Below are 20639 nucleotides of genomic sequence, written 5' to 3' on the forward strand. Positions count from 1 at the left end.
TATGCGATAGAAATGAATGATGTCAGCAAAAATTTTGGGAATCAGACTGCATTAAAAAAAATAAATTTCAACGTAAAAAAGGGAGAAATATTTGGATTTTTAGGGCCCTCTGGCGCTGGAAAAACAACTACTATCAAGATTTTAACTGGACAGATAAAAAGCTCGAATGGAACAGCAAAAATTCTTGATCAAGATGTAAAAACAATTGACTCTCATTTTTACACAAGGATTGGAATCGTCACTGATAATAGCGGTGTTTTTAAACAGTTAAGTTGTTATGAGAATTTAAAAATATTTGCTCAAATTTATAATATTCCGAATGCTAGAATTGATCTTTTGATGTCGAGAGTTGGGTTGACTGCTGCAAAGAAAAAAAAGGCTGGAAAGCTTTCAAAAGGAATGCTGCAACGGCTTATTTTAGTTAGAGCTCTTTTACATAATCCAGAGTTATTGTTCCTGGATGAACCGACTAGTGGGCTTGATCCCAAAACGATGAAAGAAATTCATCAGCTCATTCTCGAAGAAAAGAAACGAGGAATGACACTGTTTTTGACAACTCATAACATGCACGAAGCTGAAATTCTATGCGATCAAGTGGCTTTGTTGCATGGTGGTGAGATCGTGGAATGTAATTCTCCTCAAATCTTGAAGAAAAAGTATTATAAAGAGCCTAAAATTGATATAACTTATAAAGACGATACCCAAAAAACACTAAACTTAACGAGAGAAAATGTGCAAAAGATCGATAAAGATATTTTAACTATCCATTCTAATGAACCTAATTTAGAAGAGATTTTCTTACAATTAACAGGAAAAGAGTTGAATTAATATGGAACGTTCCATTCGAAAAGTTATGATTATTTCAAAAGTTAAATTAATCAACATTGTCACAAGTCCTCAATTGTTAAGTTCATTACTTTTAGCCATTGGTTTTTGTTTTATTCTAGATCGATATGCACCAACGGAGCAGTTAGAAACGATGCCATTATTTATTATCACTACGGGTTTAACCTTCTCCATGGGAATGAGTGGAATAATGATGTCTGCGTTACCATTGTCTTCTGACAAAGAATCAAATATGCTTAGAGTTCTTATGGTAGGAAGTGTCTCGCCACTTCAATATATTCTTGGAAGCATTATTCCTTCATTTTTTTTGATTGGATTGACAAATGCTGTCATTGGTTTCTTCTGGTTGCCGGATCGTATATCGATACTGCCATTTCTGATTATCACATCTCTTGGAACGTTTATTAGTTTGCTGATTGGATTGGTGATAGGTTTTTATAGTTCCAATCAAATGGTTGCTTCGTCCATGTGTATTCCTACAATTTTTATATTTGCTTTAATACCTATTTTAAAAATAATAAGTGAAGATTTTGAAAAATATAGTAAGTATCTCTACACAAGTCAAGTCATCAATTATCTGGAAAATTTGTTCGAAGAAAAAAATAAAGCATTGACATCGGACATATATATAATCATCTCTTCAACGCTGATTTTCATTTTATTGATTTGCTATTACGGCTATAGAAAAAATCGGTTTGATCGTTAAAAATAGGAAAAATTAATTCTGTAAAGTTGAATATAATGACTTGAAGAAAAAGTAAAGAATCAACACAATTATTCATTTTCTTGAATAGTCGTGTTGATTCTTTATTTAGTTAATAATCGTTTGAGAGTCAGCCTGTAATCTAAATAAAAAAGTTTTATGCAGTTCCTTTTGTACGACAAAATAAAATAATGCTTATATAATGTGGAAAACAAGACATTTTTTGACTATTTGAATAAGTGAAGGAGTGGTTATTATGGAATGGTATCGCTTAACGATCAATGAGGTTTTTGAAAAGCTAAATGCCAATAAATCTGGTTTGAGTACAACAGAAAGGGCAGAAAGGCATCAAAAGTATGGCAGCAATGTTCTCTCAAAAGAAGAGGAAGTCAGTAACTTACAAAAATTTTTAAGTCACTTCAATGATTTACTTATTTATGTTTTGATTGGTTCTGCAGTGTTGAAAGGAATTAGTGGAGATTTCATTGATATGAGTATTATTTTGCTAGTAGTGATTATCAATGCGATCATCGGTTATGTTCAGGAAGCTAAAGCATCAGATTCATTGGATAGTTTAACTGCTATGATGAGTACGAAAGCTGTTGTATTAGTCGATCAGGAGAAAAAAACAGTGGATGCAGAAACGTTAGTGCCGGGAGATATCGTTTATTTAAATGCAGGAGATATTATTCCAGCCGATTTACGAATCGCTGAATCCTACAATTTGGTTGTAGAAGAGGCAATTTTGACTGGAGAATCTACGCCTGTAGAGAAAAATAGTGATGCTATTCAAACGCAAGCAGAATTAGGTGATCGTATCAATACCGTATTTTCCGGCACACTTGTGAACAGCGGTTCTGGCAAAGGAATCGTTATAAGCATCGGTGATGAGACAGAGCTCGGAAAAATCAATCAGCATTTAAAGAGTGTGGAGGAAACAGAAACACCGTTGATTCGTAAAATGAAAGGGTTAAATAAACAAATCTTTTATGTATTGGCAATTTTGATCGTATTTTTAGCAATCTTCAGTCTTTTGTTCAGAGAGTTGACGGGAGAAGAATTACTATCAGCAATGATCGCCTTGGCAGTATCAGCAGTGCCAGAAGGATTGCCGGCTGTATTATCTTTGATTTTATCTGTAGGTGTAACACGTATGGCTAAACAAAAGGCAATCATAAAAAAAATGCCTGCTGTAGAAACGTTAGGTAGTATGACAGTTATTTGTTCAGACAAAACAGGAACTTTGACAAAAAATGAAATGACTGTGGTTTCTGTAGCCTTAGCGGATGAAGTGCTTGAAGATGTTCAAACAGAACCAAATTCGAAACAATTGAATCAAGTTGAGGAAGATGGTCCGCTTAGAAAGATGATCGAAGCGGCTTTATATTGTAATGATACAAAACTTACGTATAAGAAAGGGCAAAGAGAAATTATTGGAAACCCAACCGAAGGAGCACTGCTGGATTGGGCAAATCATATGGCTTTGGTGGAAGAAGTCCATGAAGTAAACAAGATTCCTTTTGACTCTTCGTATAAATATATGGCTACTTTAGTCGATGTGGATCAACAACGGTTTATTTATTTAAAAGGTGCACCTGATGTTTTATTAGCTAGGACGAGCCATCAATTCACTCAAAATGGGTTAAAAGAAATAGATTTCTCTTACTGGGAGGAAAATATTCGTCTGCAAGCACAAAAAGGACAGCGGATTTTAGCCGCTGCATTTAAGGAAGTAGCTAAGACAAAAGACACGATCATACATGATGATTTAAAAGACATGGTTTTGACCGGTTTATTTGGAATCATGGATCCTCCAAAACCAGAAGCAATCGAAGCTGTTTCGATCAGTAACAAAGCTGGAATCTCAGTGAAAATGATTACCGGAGATCATCAAGACACGGCTATTGCGATTGCACAGGAAATCGGCATCAAAAACTATACGAACGCTATGACAGGACACGAAATCGAACAATTATCAGATGAAGAGCTAGTTGATGTAGTTATGACGCATGATGTTTATGCAAGAACTACACCAGAGCATAAATTACGATTAGTCAACGCCATTCAAAAAAATGATCAAATCGTTGGAATGACAGGTGATGGAGTAAATGATGCACCTGCTTTAAAACAAGCAGATATTGGAATAGCAATGGGAATCAAAGGAACACAGGTGACAAAGGATGCAGCAGATATGGTTTTAGCGGATGATAATTTTGCCACGATCACTAGTGCGGTCAAGGAAGGACGACGTGTGTATGAGAACTTGAAAAAAACAATTTATTTCTCATTACCGACCGCTTTCGCTCAAGGACTTTTAGTTGTTGTATCTTTATTGATCGATAAGCCTCTTCCGTTGACCTCAGTTCAAATTTTATGGCTGAATATGGTCACAACGATTACATTATCCTTTGCGTTAGGATTTGAACCGTTAGAAAAAGACGGAATGACGATACCGCCTAGAGATCCTAAGGAAAATATTTTGAATCGTTATGCAGTAATTAGAATTTTTTATGTATCTGTTTTACTGGCAGGGTTAGGTTTTATTGTGAATAATTATCTTGCTGAAAATGGTTCAAGTATTGAAGTGATGCAAACAACGTTGATTACAACGATCGTATTTGGTCAAATCTTTTATATGTTGAATTGTCGTGATATTTATGATTTCCCAATTGATAAAAGTATTTTTTTTAATAAAATTCTTTGGGGAACGATTTTGATATTATTATTGTTGCAAAGTGCATTGATTTATCTGCCATTTATGCATATTGTTTTTGATACAGCGGCAATCGGTCTTCAATACTGGGGCTTAGCGCTGTTATCAGGAATCGTCGTTTTTGTGATTGTTGAAGTGGAAAAGAAAATATATCAGATAATTGGAAAAGATAAAAAATAATCGTTATTTGAACTACAGTTCAAAGAGCTCGAGGTAAAGCTGATCCTTAGTTTTGCCTTGGGCTCTAACTCTGAATAAATGGCGAAAAAAAATAAAACCTTTTGAAATAAGCTTTTTGTCTCAGACTCTTTTTCTTTTTAGTTAAGTGTTACAATAGAAAATGACTATGTTTTGTTTTGAAAGGAGAAAATATGAAGGACATAGAAATTCATGATTTACAGATGATAATAAAAGATTTTTTGCATGGTCATAAAAGAATCGCGACATATCATCATTGTATGAGTGTCGGAGAATATGCTTATCGCTTAGGTGAAAAAACATTGAATGATCCTAACAAAGCAAAAATTGCAGGATTTTTGCATGATATTTCGGCAACTTATCCTAATGATCAAAGAGTTGATGTAGCAAAGAAGCTGGAAATTCCACTATGTAAGGAAGAGATCAAGTTTCCCATGATCATTCATCAAAAAATTTCCAGACAAATGGCACTGGATATATTCAAAATTACTGAGCCAGAAATATTATCTGCAATAGAATGTCATACGACATTAAAAGGCGGTTATTCTGATTTAGATTTAGTCGTGTTTGTTGCAGATAAAATAAAATGGGATCAAACAGGAGAGCCTCCGTATCTTGATGGTTTGATAGCTGCGTTAGATCAGTCATTGGAGCATGCTGCATATTATTACATTGAATACTTGTTAAATAATGATATAAAGGTAGTTCATCCTTGGCTGATGGATGCATATAGGGAATTAACAAATAAACTCCAAATTGATTTGTAAATAGAAAAACAGCTGATTTTTTATATGAAAGTAAAACACTATGAGAAGAAATCATAGTGTTTTTTTATTATAAGATTGATCAGTTTTTACTTAATAATTAGATTAAAATAAATGTCTTTTTGTGATAGACTATAGGTGAGAGGTATTTGCTAGAAAAATCAGGAAATCTGTTCAGAGTGGCTATTCAAATCAAAGAGTGAAACTTCATAAAGAAAGGATGTGTAAATTATGGCGCATCATACATTTTCATTTTATTGGAAAAGAAGACACGAGCCGAAATGGAAACTGGATTATCAAGTGGCTTTGTGGTCTAGAATCAGGAATGCACTTATTCTATCAAATTTAATTGTATATGGGATAATCATTTTTCTAAAAGCTAGCGCTTAAATCTGTAATGAGCGTTATTAGATTAAAGCTTTTCTTATGACGGATATTTTTTAGGATAGGAATTTTTTCTATCCTATTTTATCGTTAAAAAGTTGAAATTAAGGAGTCAAGTATGGAAGAATTAAAGCGAAAAAAGAAACGAATCGGTATTTTATTCATAGCAGAAATTGTTGTTGCGATCATCACGGTCATTGCCTACATTTTTTATTTTTTGCAGTATGTCGGTGGTATGATGATTTTGTATCCGTTTCTTATTTTAGGCGTGGTAAAGTGGCGAAAAGAGGAGAAAAAACAATTACTACGTTTAGCTGAGGAGAAGGTTGAGGATCTAAATTTAGAGAGGGAGCATAATAGAATCAATGAAGTAACATATAGGCAACAGATTCAGGAGATACGTATGCTTATTTATGATATTTCATAATTGTTAAAATAGAAAGTCTATTTACAGCAATCGCTGATTTTTTTCGTCAATTGCACTGACATTTTACAGTAGCAAGAAGAAAAATCGAACTGATGAAGAATAAAAAAACAGATGAACAAGAATAGTTGATTCCTTCTTTTATTATGTCTATGTCGCAGATTAAAAGAAGGAATCTATTTCTATTCTATAAATAAGGATCAAATAGAACCGTTTTACTTCCAGCTTGCCAATTTATTCCATTGTAACTCAATCACATTTCGTGAAAGAATCTCTGTTGTATGTGGCTGCGTCATGTGTTTGTCAAAAGCTTCCATATTTCCCCATACTTCCCATAACATGAATTCTCCTTTTTCGATATCACTTGGCGTAAAAAAGAATTCGATGCAATTTTCTTCAGCAGCCGTAGCTTTTGCAAAGTCCAATAATTGACTGTAGACCTCTTTATAGTCATTACCAGCAGTTACTTTTAAGCTAGCCGTGTTATAGACGAAGCGATCGGCATTTTCTGAGTTGATATGATCAATCAATTTATTTTTCATGTTCCTTCTCCATTCTGTAAAGCTTTTTTTCGTGGTACAATTTTATTATAGATTTAGAAAACGAAAAAACAAGTACGCACATTTTTGTGCCTTAGATGAAGGAGTGAAGGGATGGAGAAAAGCAAACAGATCCAATGTCCAGTAACAGAAGCATTAAAAATTCTAGGTGGAAAATGGCGAATTCCAATTCTTTGGAAGTTGGCCGAGGAGCCATTGAGATATAATGAGTTGAAACGACGACTAGCTGGGATCACAAATATTATGCTTACGAGATCGTTGAGAGAATTGGAGCAGTATCGATTGATCGAACGAATACAGCACGAAACCGTTCCGCCGAATGTCGAGTATTTGCTGGCTAAAGATGGCAAAAAGTTGATTCCAGCATTAAACTTGATCAAAGAATGGGGGATAGAAGTTATCGAAGAATATCCTTTTTCTGATAAAAATTAGAATAAAAGTATATAATAAAATTTGTTTGTCCAGAAGAAAGTATAGTTTTTAGATAGAGAAAGAACTAACTATAGTCAAAAGATTATTTCTTCAAAAACAATTCTCCACCTATCTCCCATGTTAAAAAAATGGTTGGTATGGTCTTTTTTCAAAAGGAATGGAGTTGAGATAGGCGGAGAAGTGAAACAAGTTGGTTCTGCAAAGCCAGCTTGTTTTTTAGTAAGAGTCTGCTACTGCTAGTCAGTCTCTTATTAGCACTACCGGATAAAAATTATGAGCTGTGTTTTTCATGACGTCTGCATTATTCTCGGAAAATAGTTGTTTGCATGTTTATTTTTACTTTTTCATTTTATTCGATTACGCATTGACGTAAGCACACCTTTTTTTAGACGAGATGATAAACACATGGTGAGTCATTGATTTTTATCCAGCAGCTCGTACACATCAGGGGATGGAATTGAAAAAAATGTTAGGAAAAAAGGAGAACCTGATGTGTACTATATATAAAAAGAGCGAAAAAAAGACGATATTAGTCACCAACCAATACCGTGCAAAAGTTCAATGAATAACCATTCACCTATTCAAAGCTAAAAGATGTAAAAAAACACTAGTATTTCTTACAAATTTTAGGTAAAATGAATAAGTCAATGCGCATTGACTAGGGCAACTTGTATTGTCAGTTGTGGCTGACTTTACAGGGCTCTGTAGAAGGATTGCTGTCCTTTTTACAGAGTGCCTTATTTATTTTGTTTTTCGCTCTAATTATCGAAGCTATGATTCAAAACGCAAAAAAATGGTATTCGTCAGCGACTAATACCATGAAACGTTCAGTAAATAGAAATTAACCAATTCAAAGAAAAGTCAGAAAAAGCTGGTAATCTTTTCTTACTTTTAGTACAATGAAATAAGTCAATAACATATTGACGGAAGGCAACTTGTATTATTAGTTGTGGCTGATAATACAGGGCTCTGCGGGATGATTTGCTGTCTCCTGCAGGGCGCCTTTTTTTATTTTGTTTTGTAATGTTATCTTAACTTAAAGACAAGATGATAGTCAAGTCCTTTTACAAATAGTAAAAAAAATTGCCTTAGAGTAAAAAAGTACTCTGTTTAAAAAGGAACCTTTTTCTATTTTATGTAGGTAATATTTTCTTCACACATATGCGTAATAAGTCAATGATAGCAATAAAAAGAAAATCTTATAGTCGATTTTTTTGTGTTAACAAAATTACGCTTATTTTAATGCTGCAATAATGTACAGTGATCGATTAGGAAAAAAGTAAAAAAATTTCGAGTAAATAGTCAGTATAAAATTTCTTATTTGCAAAAAAATAATTGTAATATTTCGTAGCTCAAAGACTCCGTTATTTCCAATTCAAATGATTTATTCTATTAAAAATGAAATCATCTCTTTTAAATTGATCGTTTGCGATGAAAAACTAGACGAATACTCACTCCAACGATATATAGATATCTGTTTAACTAGAATGAAGATGAACAATGATTTAACAGAAACATAGCTCTCCTATATAAAACCGAAAATAAGCTGAAATTAACAAAAAATTGAACTTGGTTTCTGTCGATTCCAGCTTATTTACCATAGTTTACGACAGCTACTTCAATGATTCATTTAATGAACTCCAAATAATTTCTAAATCTCGTTCATCTGTGTTCCAATGGCTGAAAGCTGCACGTATTGCGGTGATTCCATTGTAATCTGTTTGAGTCATATAAACTTGCCCTTTTTCATTTACTTTTTTCAAAAAATTTAGCACATCATCCTTTGTCGCTGTATCTGATTTCAATGTAAAGCATACGATATTTAGGTGAACTTCTGATAATAGTTTCAGGTGTTCGCTTTTTTCAATTTTAGAGCCTAATTGTTTTGCTAGATCGATATTTCTTTCAACCATAGATTGATACTCTTTTTTTCCATACGCTTTTAGAGTGAACCAGGCAGGTAATGCACGAAACCTTCTGGAATTTTCAGGTGTAAGGTTGCAATAATCTAAGGTATCATTAGAAGTAGATAGATATGAAGCATTATTCTCAAAAACTTCTAGTTGGATCTCTCTATGTCTAGTAAATTGTAATGCTGAATCGTAAGGTACATTCAACCATTTATGTGCATCTATTGTGATGGAATCGGCATTATTTATCCCAGATGCTAAATCAGCATACTTAGGAGAGCAGGAAACGAAACCGCCAAAAGCAGCATCGACATGGAGCCAAAAATCATACTTCTTTTTAAGTTCTCCAATAGCCATTAAATCATCAAAATCACCTGTATTGACAGTTCCTGCATTCGCAACAACAACACATGGAAACCCATTCTGTTTTATTAACATTTCTTCTAAAGCATAAATATCAATGGATTCTCTTCCTTTTTTACAAGGAAGAGTTGCGATTGAATTTTTACCTATCCCTAACATTGAAGCTGATTTGTAAATGCTTGAATGAGGTTTCCCACTTAGAATCTTAATTGACGGTAGATTGAACAAACCTTCTAACGTAACATTAACTCCTAAAAATCGAGCTATCCATTGTCTTGCTTGAGCAACTCCAACAAAATTTGACATAGTTGCACCACTTACAAAAGCACCGCTATAATCATTATCAAGATCAAATAAATCCTTTAACATATCAATCGTTTTTTCTTCCATTGAACTAGCAATTGAAGAGTCAGAAGTAGCTACATTCTGATCGAAAATGCTAGCTAACCAATCTCCAGCAATAGCTGCTGGTGTTGCTCCACCAGTAACAAAACCTAAGTACCTTGCACCATTGCTTCCACTAAGTCTGTCAGCATATTCCTTGGTAAATACTTTTAAAGTCTCGTTTGCTCCGAGTCCTTGATCTGTCAATTTGTCTTCCGGAAGCTGCTGTGTCCAAATCGATACTGGTCTGTCTTTTAAGGTTGAAAAGAAATTGCTTGCATATTCTGTTGTGTGATAAAGTATTTGATTTATCGTCTCTTGGTCTTTTTTTAGCTTATCCATACTAAAACCTCCGTTTATAATTATTTAATTGATTTACACTACTTTTATTTTATAGGATAATATGTATAACAGTTATAGATCGAATATAACAGTAAGGAGAACATCAGTGGATATTCAGATTGATCGTCAAATAGATATGTCGCTTATTGACCAAATTGTTAAAGAAATTAAAAAAAATATTGATCGTGGCATTCTGAAACCAGGTAGCCAATTACCTTCTATTAGAATTTTTTCAAAAACAAATAATGTAAGTCATGTAACGGTGAGTAAGGCATATAAAAAACTTGAAAAAATTGGTTTGATTGAATTGGTTCATGGAAAAGGAGCATTTGTTAAAAATAGAAAAAGTTCATGTACAGGTTACGCTACAGTTGATTCCTTTGATCGTTCAAATTGGCTATCGTCTTTAAGAACCTACGTGGATAGTTCAGCATACACTAGCATAAATAAAAAACGGATACGTTTTGATTTTTCAGAAGCTATTATCAATCCTAAGTTGCTTCCTTCAGATTATCTTGCTGAGAAAGTGAATCAAACTTTGATATCATCACCAAAAATAATATCTAGTTATGGCTTAGCTCAAGGAGAGCAAAAGATTAGGGAGAATATTAAGAATTATATAGAAAAAAATGGGGGTTTCGAAACCTCTATATCAAATATGATCATAACTAGTGGTGTTCAGCAAGGGATCGATATCGTTGCAAAAGCATTTATTGGACCTGGTGATATTGTACTAGTAGAGGAATCTAGCTATGTTCATGCCTTAGAAGTTTTTTCTAGTCGAGGAGCTAAGATTATAGCTGTACCGATGGATGAGTATGGACTCAAGATAAATAAGTTACATACTCTTTGTTTAGAGCATAAACCCAAGCTTGTATATACGATACCGACCTTTCATAATCCAACAGGAGTAACTCTGAGTTTAACAAGACGTAAGCAACTGTTGAATTTAGCACGGGATCATCAATTCCTGATTGTAGAAGACGATTCGTGGAGTGATATTTATTTTGATGATAAAGTCCCGCCTCCAGCAATTAAGTCATTAGATAAAGAAGGCTGTGTTATTTATTTAAAAGGATTTAGTAAATACTTATCACCAGGTTGTAGAATTGGTGTCATTATCCCAAGTGACATCATCTTTCCCCACCTATTAGCCTCTAAATTGATAACTGATCTAGGAAGTCCGATTTTAACTCAGCAAGCAGCGAGTTCATTTTTTAATACCAATAGAATGGATGATCATTTAATTAAACTAAGAACAGCACTTGAAATAAGAAGAAACCAGTTTATTTTGCTACTGGAAAAACATCTGCCTAGTGTTGTGAAATGGTCCGAACCGACTGGTGGACTAAATATTTGGCTAACGTTACCTAGTGGAACTGACACATTAGAATTACTTGAGGAAGCGGTAAAAAAGGGTATCTCTTTTTTACCAGGTTCATTTTGTGACAAGAATGGGAAAAAGAGCAGACACCTAAGGTTATCATTTTCCTATATTGATACTTCTGATATTGTCGATGGATTAATTGAACTTTGTAAAATTATCAAAAGTTACTTAGATCATTTCAAATCGGACGAATAGTAATTTTGTCATATTTGTTCATAATATTGTTTTATAATGGTGTTTATGATAATATGGTGAAAAATTAAATCCAATTGATTGGTTCAAAAGTGTTTAAATTTAAGCCAGCTATGAAAAGGTCAAGTAAAAACGAGTATTTTTTTTAGTTATTTGTTGTGCAACTGTAGTGCACGACAAATAAGCCTAGCATATAGTTTAAAATTTTCTAGGCTTCAGTTTCAGAAGTTAAACGAACTTCATAAGGTTTATCCGTTGTCCAAATAGCGAAAATAATGTTCACAAGCTTACGACAAACGGCTCCAATAGCTGTTCCGTGGGATTTCCCCCGAGTTCTAAGACCTTGGTAATAAGCGGATAAAGCAGGATCTTTTTGAGAAGCAATAAAAGCTGCTTGCCAAATAGCTCGGCGTAAATAGGGGGAGCCTCGTTTTGACAGATGATTTTGGGTACCTGTAAAATCACCAGACTGATGGACAGAGGCATCTAGTCCTGCGAAAGCAAGCAATTGATTTGGGCGTTCAAATCGATGAATATCGCCCACTTCCCCTATGATAACTGCGGCAGTTATTGGACCAATTCCTGTAATAGTCGTGAGGAAATTTTCTTGTTTTTCAACAATCCGAACCATTTCATCTTCAAGCTGATGAATTTGTTTTTCAAATAATTGAATCTGTTCTAAAAGTAATTGAATTTGAAGCTTGAAAACATCTGTCGCAATGCTAATACCGAAAGAAGACTCTGCGATACCTTTTAGCTGATTCACTTTTTGTTCCGCTTTGGATCGCCCTAGGCGACCATTACTCGCTTGATTCAGCAGTTGGATTAATTTATCGGAGTCAATTTCTACCAAATCCTCTGGCAAAGGAGATTGAAGTAATAACTGTGTAGAAGATTTTCCGAACATATCGGAAAAAAGCTGATTATATTCTGGAAACACTTGATCCAAACAAGCAATAACTTTCCGTTTCAAGTCCGACATATTATCAACAACGCTGTAACGAAACCGTTCCAACTGTTTTAATTGAAAAATTTCTTCTTTAGGCAGTTGGGTTGGGTCAGGTAAGTCCATACGCATTACTTGTGCAATTAAGACTGAATCCACGGTATCCGTTTTGGTTTTACGGATATAGAAATTTCGAAGAGAATCGGATTGAATCGGATTAAAAGCTGTTACATGAAATCCCAATCGATGTAGAAATGAATAAATCGATAACCAATAATGACCAGTTGCTTCCATTCCAATCATAGTAGTATCAGGCAATAGTTCATACTGATTAATAAATTGTAGGAGCTGTTCACTCCCGCGTTTAGAATTGGCAAAGCGAAGTGTTTTTCCAAGTAGTTTCCCTTGTTCATCAAGTAGAGCTGCTTCGTGGTTTCGTTTTCCAATATCAATACCGATAAAGAACATACAATCAACACCTTTCAACAAGAGTTTACAGATAAGGTTTTCCTCAAACTCTAGGGACGATATAGCCTCGTGAGAGATTCAGAAACACGGTTCTATCCAGCTCATTCATATACAGTCCGTAGAGAAGAGGCATCAGTCTTAATTAGGAAGACAAAGCTTCAAGGAGGAAAAACTATGCCCTCTATCTGTACGAAATAATCATACCCCAACGGGGATGAAAACAAAATATCAGAATAAATCTGATAACTTTATTATACGAGGAGGAAAATAATGTTAATTACTACAACTGAGACTATTCCAGGTAAACAATACGAAATTATTTCTGAGGTATTTGGCTTAACAACGATTTCTAGAAATATGCTGCAGGATTTGGGTGCAGGACTAAAAAGTGTGATCGGCGGAGAAATCAAAGCATATACAAATATGCAGCGAGAAGCTCGTGATAAGGCAATAGATAGACTTAAGCTGGAGGCCGCTGATCTAGGCGCAGATGCGATTGTAATGATGAGATTTGATTCGGGTACGATACAAGCAGATATGCAGTCAGTTGTTGCGTATGGAACAGCAGTTAAATTCATATAAGCAATATTCAATATTTGTGTAAATAAGACGGTTCAATAGTAAAAGCTCCTAAAGCGGTAAAATACTTTAGGAGTTTTTTATTTTATAGGTGTGTGTGAATTAAAAATCATAGAAGGAGTGCCCATTCCGCTTGATAAACTTTAGCTATTTGCTCATATTCAAGATAGTGTAGGATGCTCAAAGCTTTTTCACAAGCCTTTTGTCCAGATAGTATTTGACCTTCTAAAATCAAAAGTATTCCTCTAAAAAAACGTTCAATGATCCTAAAAAGTCCACTATTAAGATCAGTATTTAAATCACTTAGCTGATCAAGTAGTTCTTTGGCCGTTGAAAGTTCGTTCTCTTTCAAGCACAGTTCAGAAAAATTGATCAACAATGTTTGTAAAATTTCTTTGCCGCGATCATAGTTGCGGTATTTTTTTAGCAGTTTAAATATATTTTTTTTGAAAATCATTCTTTGATCATGTGAAAAGTAATCTAGTGTATTTGTAAAAATCAGCAATTCAAAGAGTGTCCATGATTCTCGTTTCAACAAAAATCGAACCACGATATCCATTTGTTCAGCTGGAATTTTGGTGTAATCGATTTTGTTAGAGTGAAGAAAATGATTGACGATGTGAATGCGTCCTTCAACTAAAGCTAAAAAGAGTTCTTTTTTATCAGAAGTTACTTGCGTTTGGATTTCTTTTTTTAGTTTAAATAAATCGTTCAGGTTATTTTCATTTGAGGCTTTGGCCAATAAGGTCCAAAAGGTAGTCGTTTCTGGAATGGTGTATTGATTATAGATAAACAGGAATTCATCGGCTGTGACGGTTAGCGCATCTAAGACTTGTTCCAATAATTCTAATGATAAATCATGACGGCCCTTTTCAAATTCGATCGCATAAGATTTTGAAATCAAATTACTATACAATTCTTTTTGAGAAATGCCTTTAGATAAACGGATTTCGCGTATGACCAGTCCATATTCTTTCATAATACAATTCCTTTCCAAGCTATGATGGTTGATAAAAAGAGTGTAGCAGATTTTGCTGGAAAGTCCTAAATATAGGACTTTATTCTACATAAAAAATGATTTTGTTTATGATAGGGCAGAGTTTTAGGAAAGGGACGAGAACATGATTAAAAAATATTTTATGTTTGTTTTAGCTATTTTTATAACAGGATTTTGGTCAATAACCGCAGAAGCAGAAACGATCGTTGTTACACCAAACCATATCATCAAAGACCAAAAAGATTATTATTTAGATGGGCATACTTGGTATAACGATGGTATTGCAGTTGATTCTAGTACTCTTTTTTCTACAGAAGAAAGTTCATCTATTGAGCCTGCTAGTACAGAAACGACGCCTACTAACACAGCGATCACAGAATCTACAAATGATACAAAAGAAACAACGACAGAAACATCAAGTCCAACATCAGAATCTAGTATCGAAAATAAAACAAGCACGCGTTCTTCGAGCGAGACTGATGGACGATCATCGTCAACGACATTCAGCGTTGAATCATCTATAAGAAATGAAAATAAATCTGCTAGTGACAGAGGAGAAAGTTTAGTTAGCAGCAGTGAAGAATTAGAGACAGAACAATCAACAGAATTAGATCGAGTTGAGAAAAAACAAGAACCAAATATTAACATGACCAATCCTTCAAAAAATCTACCCAAAACGAATAGATTACCTGAGACAGGTGAAAAAGCGCAAACCTTCATTCGTTGTGCAGGAATCATGCTCATTGGTTTTACTTTTTTTATATTTAAGCGATAGGTTTAATAGCTAAATCATTTTTCTGACAAATGAACGATCACCATTGTATTATGATTTCTTTTTGTATATAATTTCTATATAGAAATTATTTTTAGGTGGTGAATCAAATGAATATGCTCGAAGATGCATTAATAAATTTGCAGTGTGAACTGGTAGCTGAAAGAAATAGGAGAAACCCTCAAGAGATTAGCTGGCTTCAGTATGATATCTTACGTCTTCTTAGTTTAGAAAGCGAAATAGCACCATCAAAAATCAGTGTGTTACTCGGAATCAGTCGTACAAAGTTATCTAAGGCTTTAAAAGAATTAAAGACAATGCACTATATTCAGCAAAAACCAAATGAAAAAGATGGACGAGAGTTACTGACTATTTTAACTGAAACGGGACGTCAATTATTGGATGATATCGATAAAGGACATCAAGAGCTTCAACTGGTAGCGAATGCGGTATTTAACAGTGAAGAAAAGGAACAATTAGCACAACTAGCTGAAAAATTTTCAAAGGCGCTTAAATCAGAAAGGTTGAAAGCTCATGAGTAGTACTATTTCAATTAAAGGTGCAAAAACAAATAATTTAAAAAATGTTTCCCTTGAAATTCCTAAATATCAAATAACGGTTGTTACAGGGGTCTCTGGGTCAGGCAAATCTTCTTTAGTCTTTGATACGTTAGCAGCAGAATCTCAGCGTCTTTTAAATGAAACATATTCTAGCTACATTCAGCAGCTACTGCCTCACTACTCACAGCCTATCGTTGATACGGTAGAAAATTTACCAGTTTCTATCGTTGTCGATCAGAAGAAGATCGGTGGAAATGCTCGTTCAACAGTGGGTACTGTGACAGATATTTACTCAAGTCTACGTCTGTTGTTTTCAAGGATCGCTGTTCCGTTTATTGGTTATTCTATGGTTTATTCATTTAATAATCCACAAGGGATGTGTCCAAAATGTAATGGGTTAGGTGAGATAAAACAAATCAATTTGAATCGGCTTATTGATTTTAGTAAATCTTTAAATGAAGGGGCGATCGATTTTCCTACATTCCAACCAGGTGGATGGCGCTTGACACGATACACAGAGTCAGGAAATTTCGATAACGATAAAAAAATCCAAGACTACGATAAGAGAGAATTAGATCTTCTTTTGTACGATAAAGGAAGTGCGCCAAAGAAGCCAACAGAAAAATGGCCAAAAACCTCAACGTATATAGGTATTATTCCGAGAATCACCAAAAATTTTATTGAAAAAGAAAAGACCAATTATACTGGTCAATTGGCTCGGATCCTTGAAGTTAGAGAATGTCCAGAGTGCTTGGGTACTAGAGTGAACGACATGGTTCGATCTGCAAAAATCAATGGAAAATCGATTGCTGATTGTGTAACGATGACTATTCCAGAATTGATCTTATTCATTAAAAATATACATTCTCCTAAAGTGAAAATTGTTTTGGATGATTTGATCAAAAAACTAGCTAGCTTACAAAGTGTTGGTTTGAGCTATTTATTTCTTAATCGGCCAACTTCAACACTTTCTGGTGGGGAGTCACAAAGAATAAAGATGACTAAGCATCTAAACAGTGCACTTTCCGATGTTTTATACATTTTTGATGAACCTAGTATTGGTCTTCATCCGGAAGATCTATCAAGAATTTCAAAAATTATTATTGGACTGAAAAATAAAGGGAATACTGTGATATTAGTTGACCATGATCCTGATATTATAAAAATTGCAGACCATATTGTTGATGTAGGTGAAGGAGCAGGGAATAAAGGCGGCAAGATCACCTTTGAAGGAACCTATCAAGAATTACTCAAATCGGATACGATTACAGGGAAAAGTCTGTCTGCTAGTAGATCGATCAATACTGAAAGAAAAGAATTCTCCGACTATTATTCATTAAACAAAGTCTGTTTGCATAATGTTAAGGATGCATCAGTAAAAATACCTAAAGCATTTTTAACGGTTGTTACAGGCGTAGCTGGCTCTGGGAAGAGTACATTGATTCGCCAGCTCTTCAAGCAAAAATATCCCGAAGCAAGTATCTTGGATCAAAGCCCAATAATTGGAAGCAATCGTTCGAATGTACTAACATACCTAAATATTTTTGATAAGATAAGAAATCTATTTGCTCATGCTTCAGGAAAAAGCAGCTCTCTTTTCAGCTATAACGGGAAAGGTGCTTGTCCTATTTGTAAAGGAAAGGGCTATTTAAAATTAGATCTAGCTTATATGGGAGATGTCGAACAGGTTTGTGAAAAATGTCATGGCAAACGATATAATGATGAAGCACTTTCTGTCGTTTGGCGTGGCTTGAATATTTATGACCTTCTACAGTTATCAGCTAAAGAAGCGAGCAAACTGTTTGAAGAAAATGAATTAACACAAGCTATACAAACACTCATAGACGTTAATTTGGGGTATGTCCAATTAGGCCAGTCACTAAATACATTTTCAGGCGGGGAATTACAGCGGCTAAAAATAGCTAAGATCATCCGGCAAAATAGGACTGATTTATTGATTTTGGATGAACCGTCTACGGGGTTACACGAGGCTGACATCAAAAGCTTGCTTATGCTATTCAAAAGACTTTTAAAAGAAAAGAAAACACTGATTGTTTTAGAACACAATCTTCAAATCATCAGTCATGCGCAATGGATCATCGATATGGGGATCGGTGGAGGTGATTTAGGCGGTAAGGTACTTTTTGAAGGGTATCCTGTTGATCTATTGAATGTACCTGATTCATATACGTCTAAGCATTTACGAAGTTATTTAGAGTAGAGACGACTCGCTTAGCATCGCAATAAAGTAGTCTGAAAAGTAAGGAGTACAAAAAAAATCCCATCTCAGCCAAGATGGGATCAAATTATCTATTTATCTTTTGGGGAAGATAAGTAATTTCTCTATGAATAAATCATAAACGATTTTTAATGGTTTTACTACTTCAAAAAAATCCTATCCTTCTTACTTTTTTGAAGAAACTCTGTATTTAAAAGAGGAAACAGCTATTCTCGCCAAAATTTTGTATAATCGATTTTTTCTTGAATGTTACAATCAATGATCTTTTTCAAAAGGGAGAAATCGATTTCCTGTGTCCAAGTGATTTTGAAGATATTATCAGTATGCTCATATCCCGCTTTTTCAATATCCTTTTTGAATGCAGCTAGTGTGACTGTTTCTGGTGCGATCGACATGTGTTTTTTAGAGACACTGAAGCCGATTATAAATGTTCCATGATCGGTAAACATTGGTTGGTTCCATTTGATGACTGTTTCTAATTGAGGGAAGTTTTCTTTGATCCATGCAAATAGACCTTCTAATCGTTGACGTTGTTCGGAATCACTTATTTTTTCGGTAAATTCACTTAAATCTGCCATTAGGATACCTCTTTTCTTTTAAGTAGGATTGTTTCGTTGTTTTTATTATAATATGAATAACGAATTTAGAATAGGTATTTGATCGAATGGAAGGAGAGAAATGAAGATGCCAAAATATATTGCTCTGTTACGTGGTATAAATGTTGGAGGAAAAAATCGTGTCGTTATGGCTGAGCTGAAAGTTACATTTGAAAAGCACGGATTTACAGACGTAAAAACATATTTAAATAGCGGAAATGTCATTTTTTCGACGAAAGAAAAGACACCTGAGGTCCTGGCCAAAGAGTGTGAAATGCTGATTGAAACGATGACAGGATTACACATTCCTGTGACGATCGTTTCTGGTGAAGAGTGGCTGGAAGCTGTCGCACATGCGCCAAATTGGTGGAATATCGATAAGGAATCGAAACATAATGCGATTTTTATTATTGCACCGACGACGACAGCTGAGGTGATGGCTTCAGTAGGCGAAGCAAAACCAGAATACGAACAGGTCGATCATCACGAACGGGTGATTTTCTGGTCTGCTCCATTAAAGACTTTTTCGAGAACCCGCTGGTCGAAAATCGTCAGCTCAGCATATTATGATCGAATTACGATCAGAAATGCTAATACCGTCATGAAAATAGCAGAGCTGATCAAAAAAGAGCAATAGATCTAGGTTTGAAGCTGCCTTAAAAGTGTTTATTGCTCAATGAACGACAGTCTTAAACAATAACAATAGATGAACAGCTGTTTTATTGTATAATGGTTGTTAGTCTATTTTTATTTATATGGTGGAAAGAGGAAGGAAAAATGAAAAGAAAGATCAAGTTTTTACTCAGCGCACTTGTCGCAATGATCGCTATTATTTTAGTTTATGTAGGGTATGTTTATTTTAGTTATTCAAGAATCGAAGATGATCGTTCAATCAAGGTTCAACAACAAGCTGAAAGCAAGGCACTCTATACAAACAAAGAATATAAAATAAGTACATTCAATATTGGTTATGGTTCGTATACTCCTGATTATACGTTTTTTATGGATGGCGGGAAACAATCAAAAGCGGTAAGTAAGGAAAGTGTTCGTAAAAATATTGCTGGCGCAATTGAAACGACAAAACAAATAGCGCCTGATTTTGCTCTTTTTCAAGAAGTGGATGAAAAAGCGACGCGTAGTCATGGTGTAGATGAAGTACAGCAAATCAATCAAAGTTTTAAAGATTATACAAGTTCCTTTGCGGTAAATTATGATTCTGCCTTCTTGATGTATCCAGTGCTGGATCCGATCGGGAAATCAAAATCAGGAATTTTAACACTCAGCAATACAAAAATCGAAAGTAGTACACGTTACAGTTTGCCGATCGAAACCAATTTTAATAAGTTTTTTGATTTGGATAGGGCTTTTACGGTATCTAAGATTCCTGTTGAAAATGGCAAATATTTGATGCTTTATAATGTTCATTTATCCGCATATATCAAAGATCAGGCGATTCAAAAAGAGCAAATGCATAAGCTGTTTGATCATATGGAACGGGAATATAAAAAAGGCAACTATGTGGTTTGTGGTGGAGACTTCAACCACGATCTACTGCCCTCATCTACGGAAACGTTTAAAAATGATCCAACGGAGGTTTATACTTGGCTGCAGCCGTTCCCCAAAGCAGAATTACCCGAAAATCTTAGTGTAGCGAAGCTGAGCGAAAGAAAAGAAGCAGTGCCTTCTGTTCGTAATTTGGATAAACCGTATGAAAAAGGCAAATCATTTGTTGCGTTGATCGATGGGTTCATTATTTCTGATAATATCCAAACTATCGATGGAAAAGTGATCGATAAAGGGTTTGAGTATTCAGATCATAATCCGGTTGAAATGACATTTGAATTGAAATAAAGCGAAAAAGCCAGCATTCGGAATAGCTA

The 20639-nt window shown here is 34.6% G+C and carries 18 protein-coding genes; 13 read left to right on the forward strand and 5 right to left on the reverse strand.

Annotation, left to right across the window (positions count from 1 at the left end; translation table 11 throughout):
- Positions 1–12: 12 nt before the first annotated feature.
- The 5 genes from IGI58_RS13345 (at position 13) to IGI58_RS13365 (ending at position 6035) form a co-directional block, all read left to right on the forward strand.
- Entirely contained in the window at positions 13–828 is an 816-nt protein-coding gene (locus tag IGI58_RS13345) for an ABC transporter ATP-binding protein (protein ID WP_429955290.1), read from the forward strand.
- Between the two features lies 1 nt (position 829).
- Positions 830–1552, forward strand: a complete 723-nt coding sequence (locus tag IGI58_RS13350) for a hypothetical protein (protein ID WP_429953018.1) — start codon at positions 830–832, stop codon at positions 1550–1552.
- Positions 1553–1805: 253 nt separating this feature from the next.
- The gene (locus IGI58_RS13355; RefSeq protein ID WP_429953017.1) at positions 1806–4442 is read left to right on the forward strand and encodes an HAD-IC family P-type ATPase; all 2637 of its coding nucleotides are present in this window, start codon (positions 1806–1808) and stop codon (positions 4440–4442) included.
- Between the two features lie 191 nt (positions 4443–4633).
- Positions 4634–5227: a bis(5'-nucleosyl)-tetraphosphatase (symmetrical) YqeK gene (yqeK, locus tag IGI58_RS13360; RefSeq protein ID WP_429953016.1), complete on the forward strand. Its 594-nt coding sequence runs from the start codon at positions 4634–4636 to the stop codon at positions 5225–5227.
- Between the two features lie 499 nt (positions 5228–5726).
- Positions 5727–6035, forward strand: a complete 309-nt coding sequence (locus tag IGI58_RS13365; protein ID WP_429953015.1) for a hypothetical protein — start codon at positions 5727–5729, stop codon at positions 6033–6035.
- Positions 6036–6247: 212 nt separating this feature from the next.
- On the opposite strand, the gene IGI58_RS13370 is transcribed toward IGI58_RS13365, so the two are convergent.
- Positions 6248–6574 carry a putative quinol monooxygenase gene (locus IGI58_RS13370; protein ID WP_429953014.1) on the reverse strand — a complete coding sequence of 109 codons (327 nt, stop codon included), beginning with the start codon at positions 6572–6574 and terminating at the stop codon, positions 6248–6250.
- A 111-nt stretch (positions 6575–6685) separates the two neighbouring features.
- Between IGI58_RS13370 and IGI58_RS13375 the strand changes: the two genes are divergently transcribed.
- A complete protein-coding gene (locus IGI58_RS13375) occupies positions 6686–7024 on the forward strand; it encodes a winged helix-turn-helix transcriptional regulator (RefSeq protein ID WP_429953013.1) in 339 nt (112 codons plus the stop codon).
- Positions 7025–8637: 1613 nt separating this feature from the next.
- Here IGI58_RS13375 and IGI58_RS13380 read toward each other — a convergent pair.
- Complete coding sequence (locus IGI58_RS13380) at positions 8638–10023, reverse strand: pyridoxal phosphate-dependent decarboxylase family protein (RefSeq protein WP_429953012.1); 1386 nt, start codon at positions 10021–10023, stop codon at positions 8638–8640.
- Between the two features lie 106 nt (positions 10024–10129).
- Here IGI58_RS13380 and IGI58_RS13385 point away from each other — a divergent pair, with 106 nt between their 5' ends.
- Positions 10130–11605 (forward strand): PLP-dependent aminotransferase family protein, encoded by a 1476-nt coding sequence (locus tag IGI58_RS13385; protein ID WP_429953011.1) that lies wholly within the window; start codon positions 10130–10132, stop codon positions 11603–11605.
- Positions 11606–11810: 205 nt separating this feature from the next.
- Here the strand turns inward: IGI58_RS13385 and IGI58_RS13390 are convergent, their stop codons facing one another.
- Complete coding sequence (locus IGI58_RS13390; protein WP_429952432.1) at positions 11811–13016, reverse strand: IS110 family transposase; 1206 nt, start codon at positions 13014–13016, stop codon at positions 11811–11813.
- A 270-nt stretch (positions 13017–13286) separates the two neighbouring features.
- Between IGI58_RS13390 and IGI58_RS13395 the strand changes: the two genes are divergently transcribed.
- A complete protein-coding gene (locus IGI58_RS13395; RefSeq protein ID WP_087639527.1) occupies positions 13287–13598 on the forward strand; it encodes a heavy metal-binding domain-containing protein in 312 nt (103 codons plus the stop codon).
- Positions 13599–13704: 106 nt separating this feature from the next.
- Here the strand turns inward: IGI58_RS13395 and IGI58_RS13400 are convergent, their stop codons facing one another.
- Positions 13705–14574, reverse strand: a complete 870-nt coding sequence (locus tag IGI58_RS13400) for a helix-turn-helix domain-containing protein (protein ID WP_429953010.1) — start codon at positions 14572–14574, stop codon at positions 13705–13707.
- Positions 14575–14716: 142 nt separating this feature from the next.
- Between IGI58_RS13400 and IGI58_RS13405 the strand changes: the two genes are divergently transcribed.
- The 3 genes from IGI58_RS13405 (at position 14717) to IGI58_RS13415 (ending at position 18145) form a co-directional block, all read left to right on the forward strand.
- Positions 14717–15367: an LPXTG cell wall anchor domain-containing protein gene (locus tag IGI58_RS13405; RefSeq protein ID WP_429953009.1), complete on the forward strand. Its 651-nt coding sequence runs from the start codon at positions 14717–14719 to the stop codon at positions 15365–15367.
- A 107-nt stretch (positions 15368–15474) separates the two neighbouring features.
- A complete protein-coding gene (locus IGI58_RS13410; RefSeq protein WP_429953008.1) occupies positions 15475–15906 on the forward strand; it encodes a MarR family winged helix-turn-helix transcriptional regulator in 432 nt (143 codons plus the stop codon).
- Positions 15899–18145 carry an ATP-binding cassette domain-containing protein gene (locus IGI58_RS13415; protein WP_429953007.1) on the forward strand — a complete coding sequence of 749 codons (2247 nt, stop codon included), beginning with the start codon at positions 15899–15901 and terminating at the stop codon, positions 18143–18145. Before IGI58_RS13410 ends, IGI58_RS13415 begins: the two co-directional genes overlap by 8 nt.
- A 224-nt stretch (positions 18146–18369) precedes the next feature.
- On the opposite strand, the gene IGI58_RS13420 is transcribed toward IGI58_RS13415, so the two are convergent.
- Positions 18370–18741, reverse strand: coding sequence for an iron chaperone (locus IGI58_RS13420; RefSeq protein ID WP_429953006.1), 372 nt, complete (start codon positions 18739–18741; stop codon positions 18370–18372).
- 100 nt (positions 18742–18841) lie between these two features.
- Here IGI58_RS13420 and IGI58_RS13425 point away from each other — a divergent pair, with 100 nt between their 5' ends.
- Positions 18842–19396, forward strand: coding sequence for a DUF1697 domain-containing protein (locus tag IGI58_RS13425; protein WP_429953005.1), 555 nt, complete (start codon positions 18842–18844; stop codon positions 19394–19396).
- Positions 19397–19536: 140 nt separating this feature from the next.
- Positions 19537–20610: an endonuclease/exonuclease/phosphatase family protein gene (locus tag IGI58_RS13430; RefSeq protein WP_429953003.1), complete on the forward strand. Its 1074-nt coding sequence runs from the start codon at positions 19537–19539 to the stop codon at positions 20608–20610.
- The last annotated feature ends 29 nt before the right edge of the window (positions 20611–20639 follow it).

The organism is Enterococcus sp. AZ020, from assembly GCF_050499205.1.
Classification (GTDB): Bacteria; Bacillota; Bacilli; order Lactobacillales; family Enterococcaceae; genus Enterococcus_L; species Enterococcus_L dunnyi.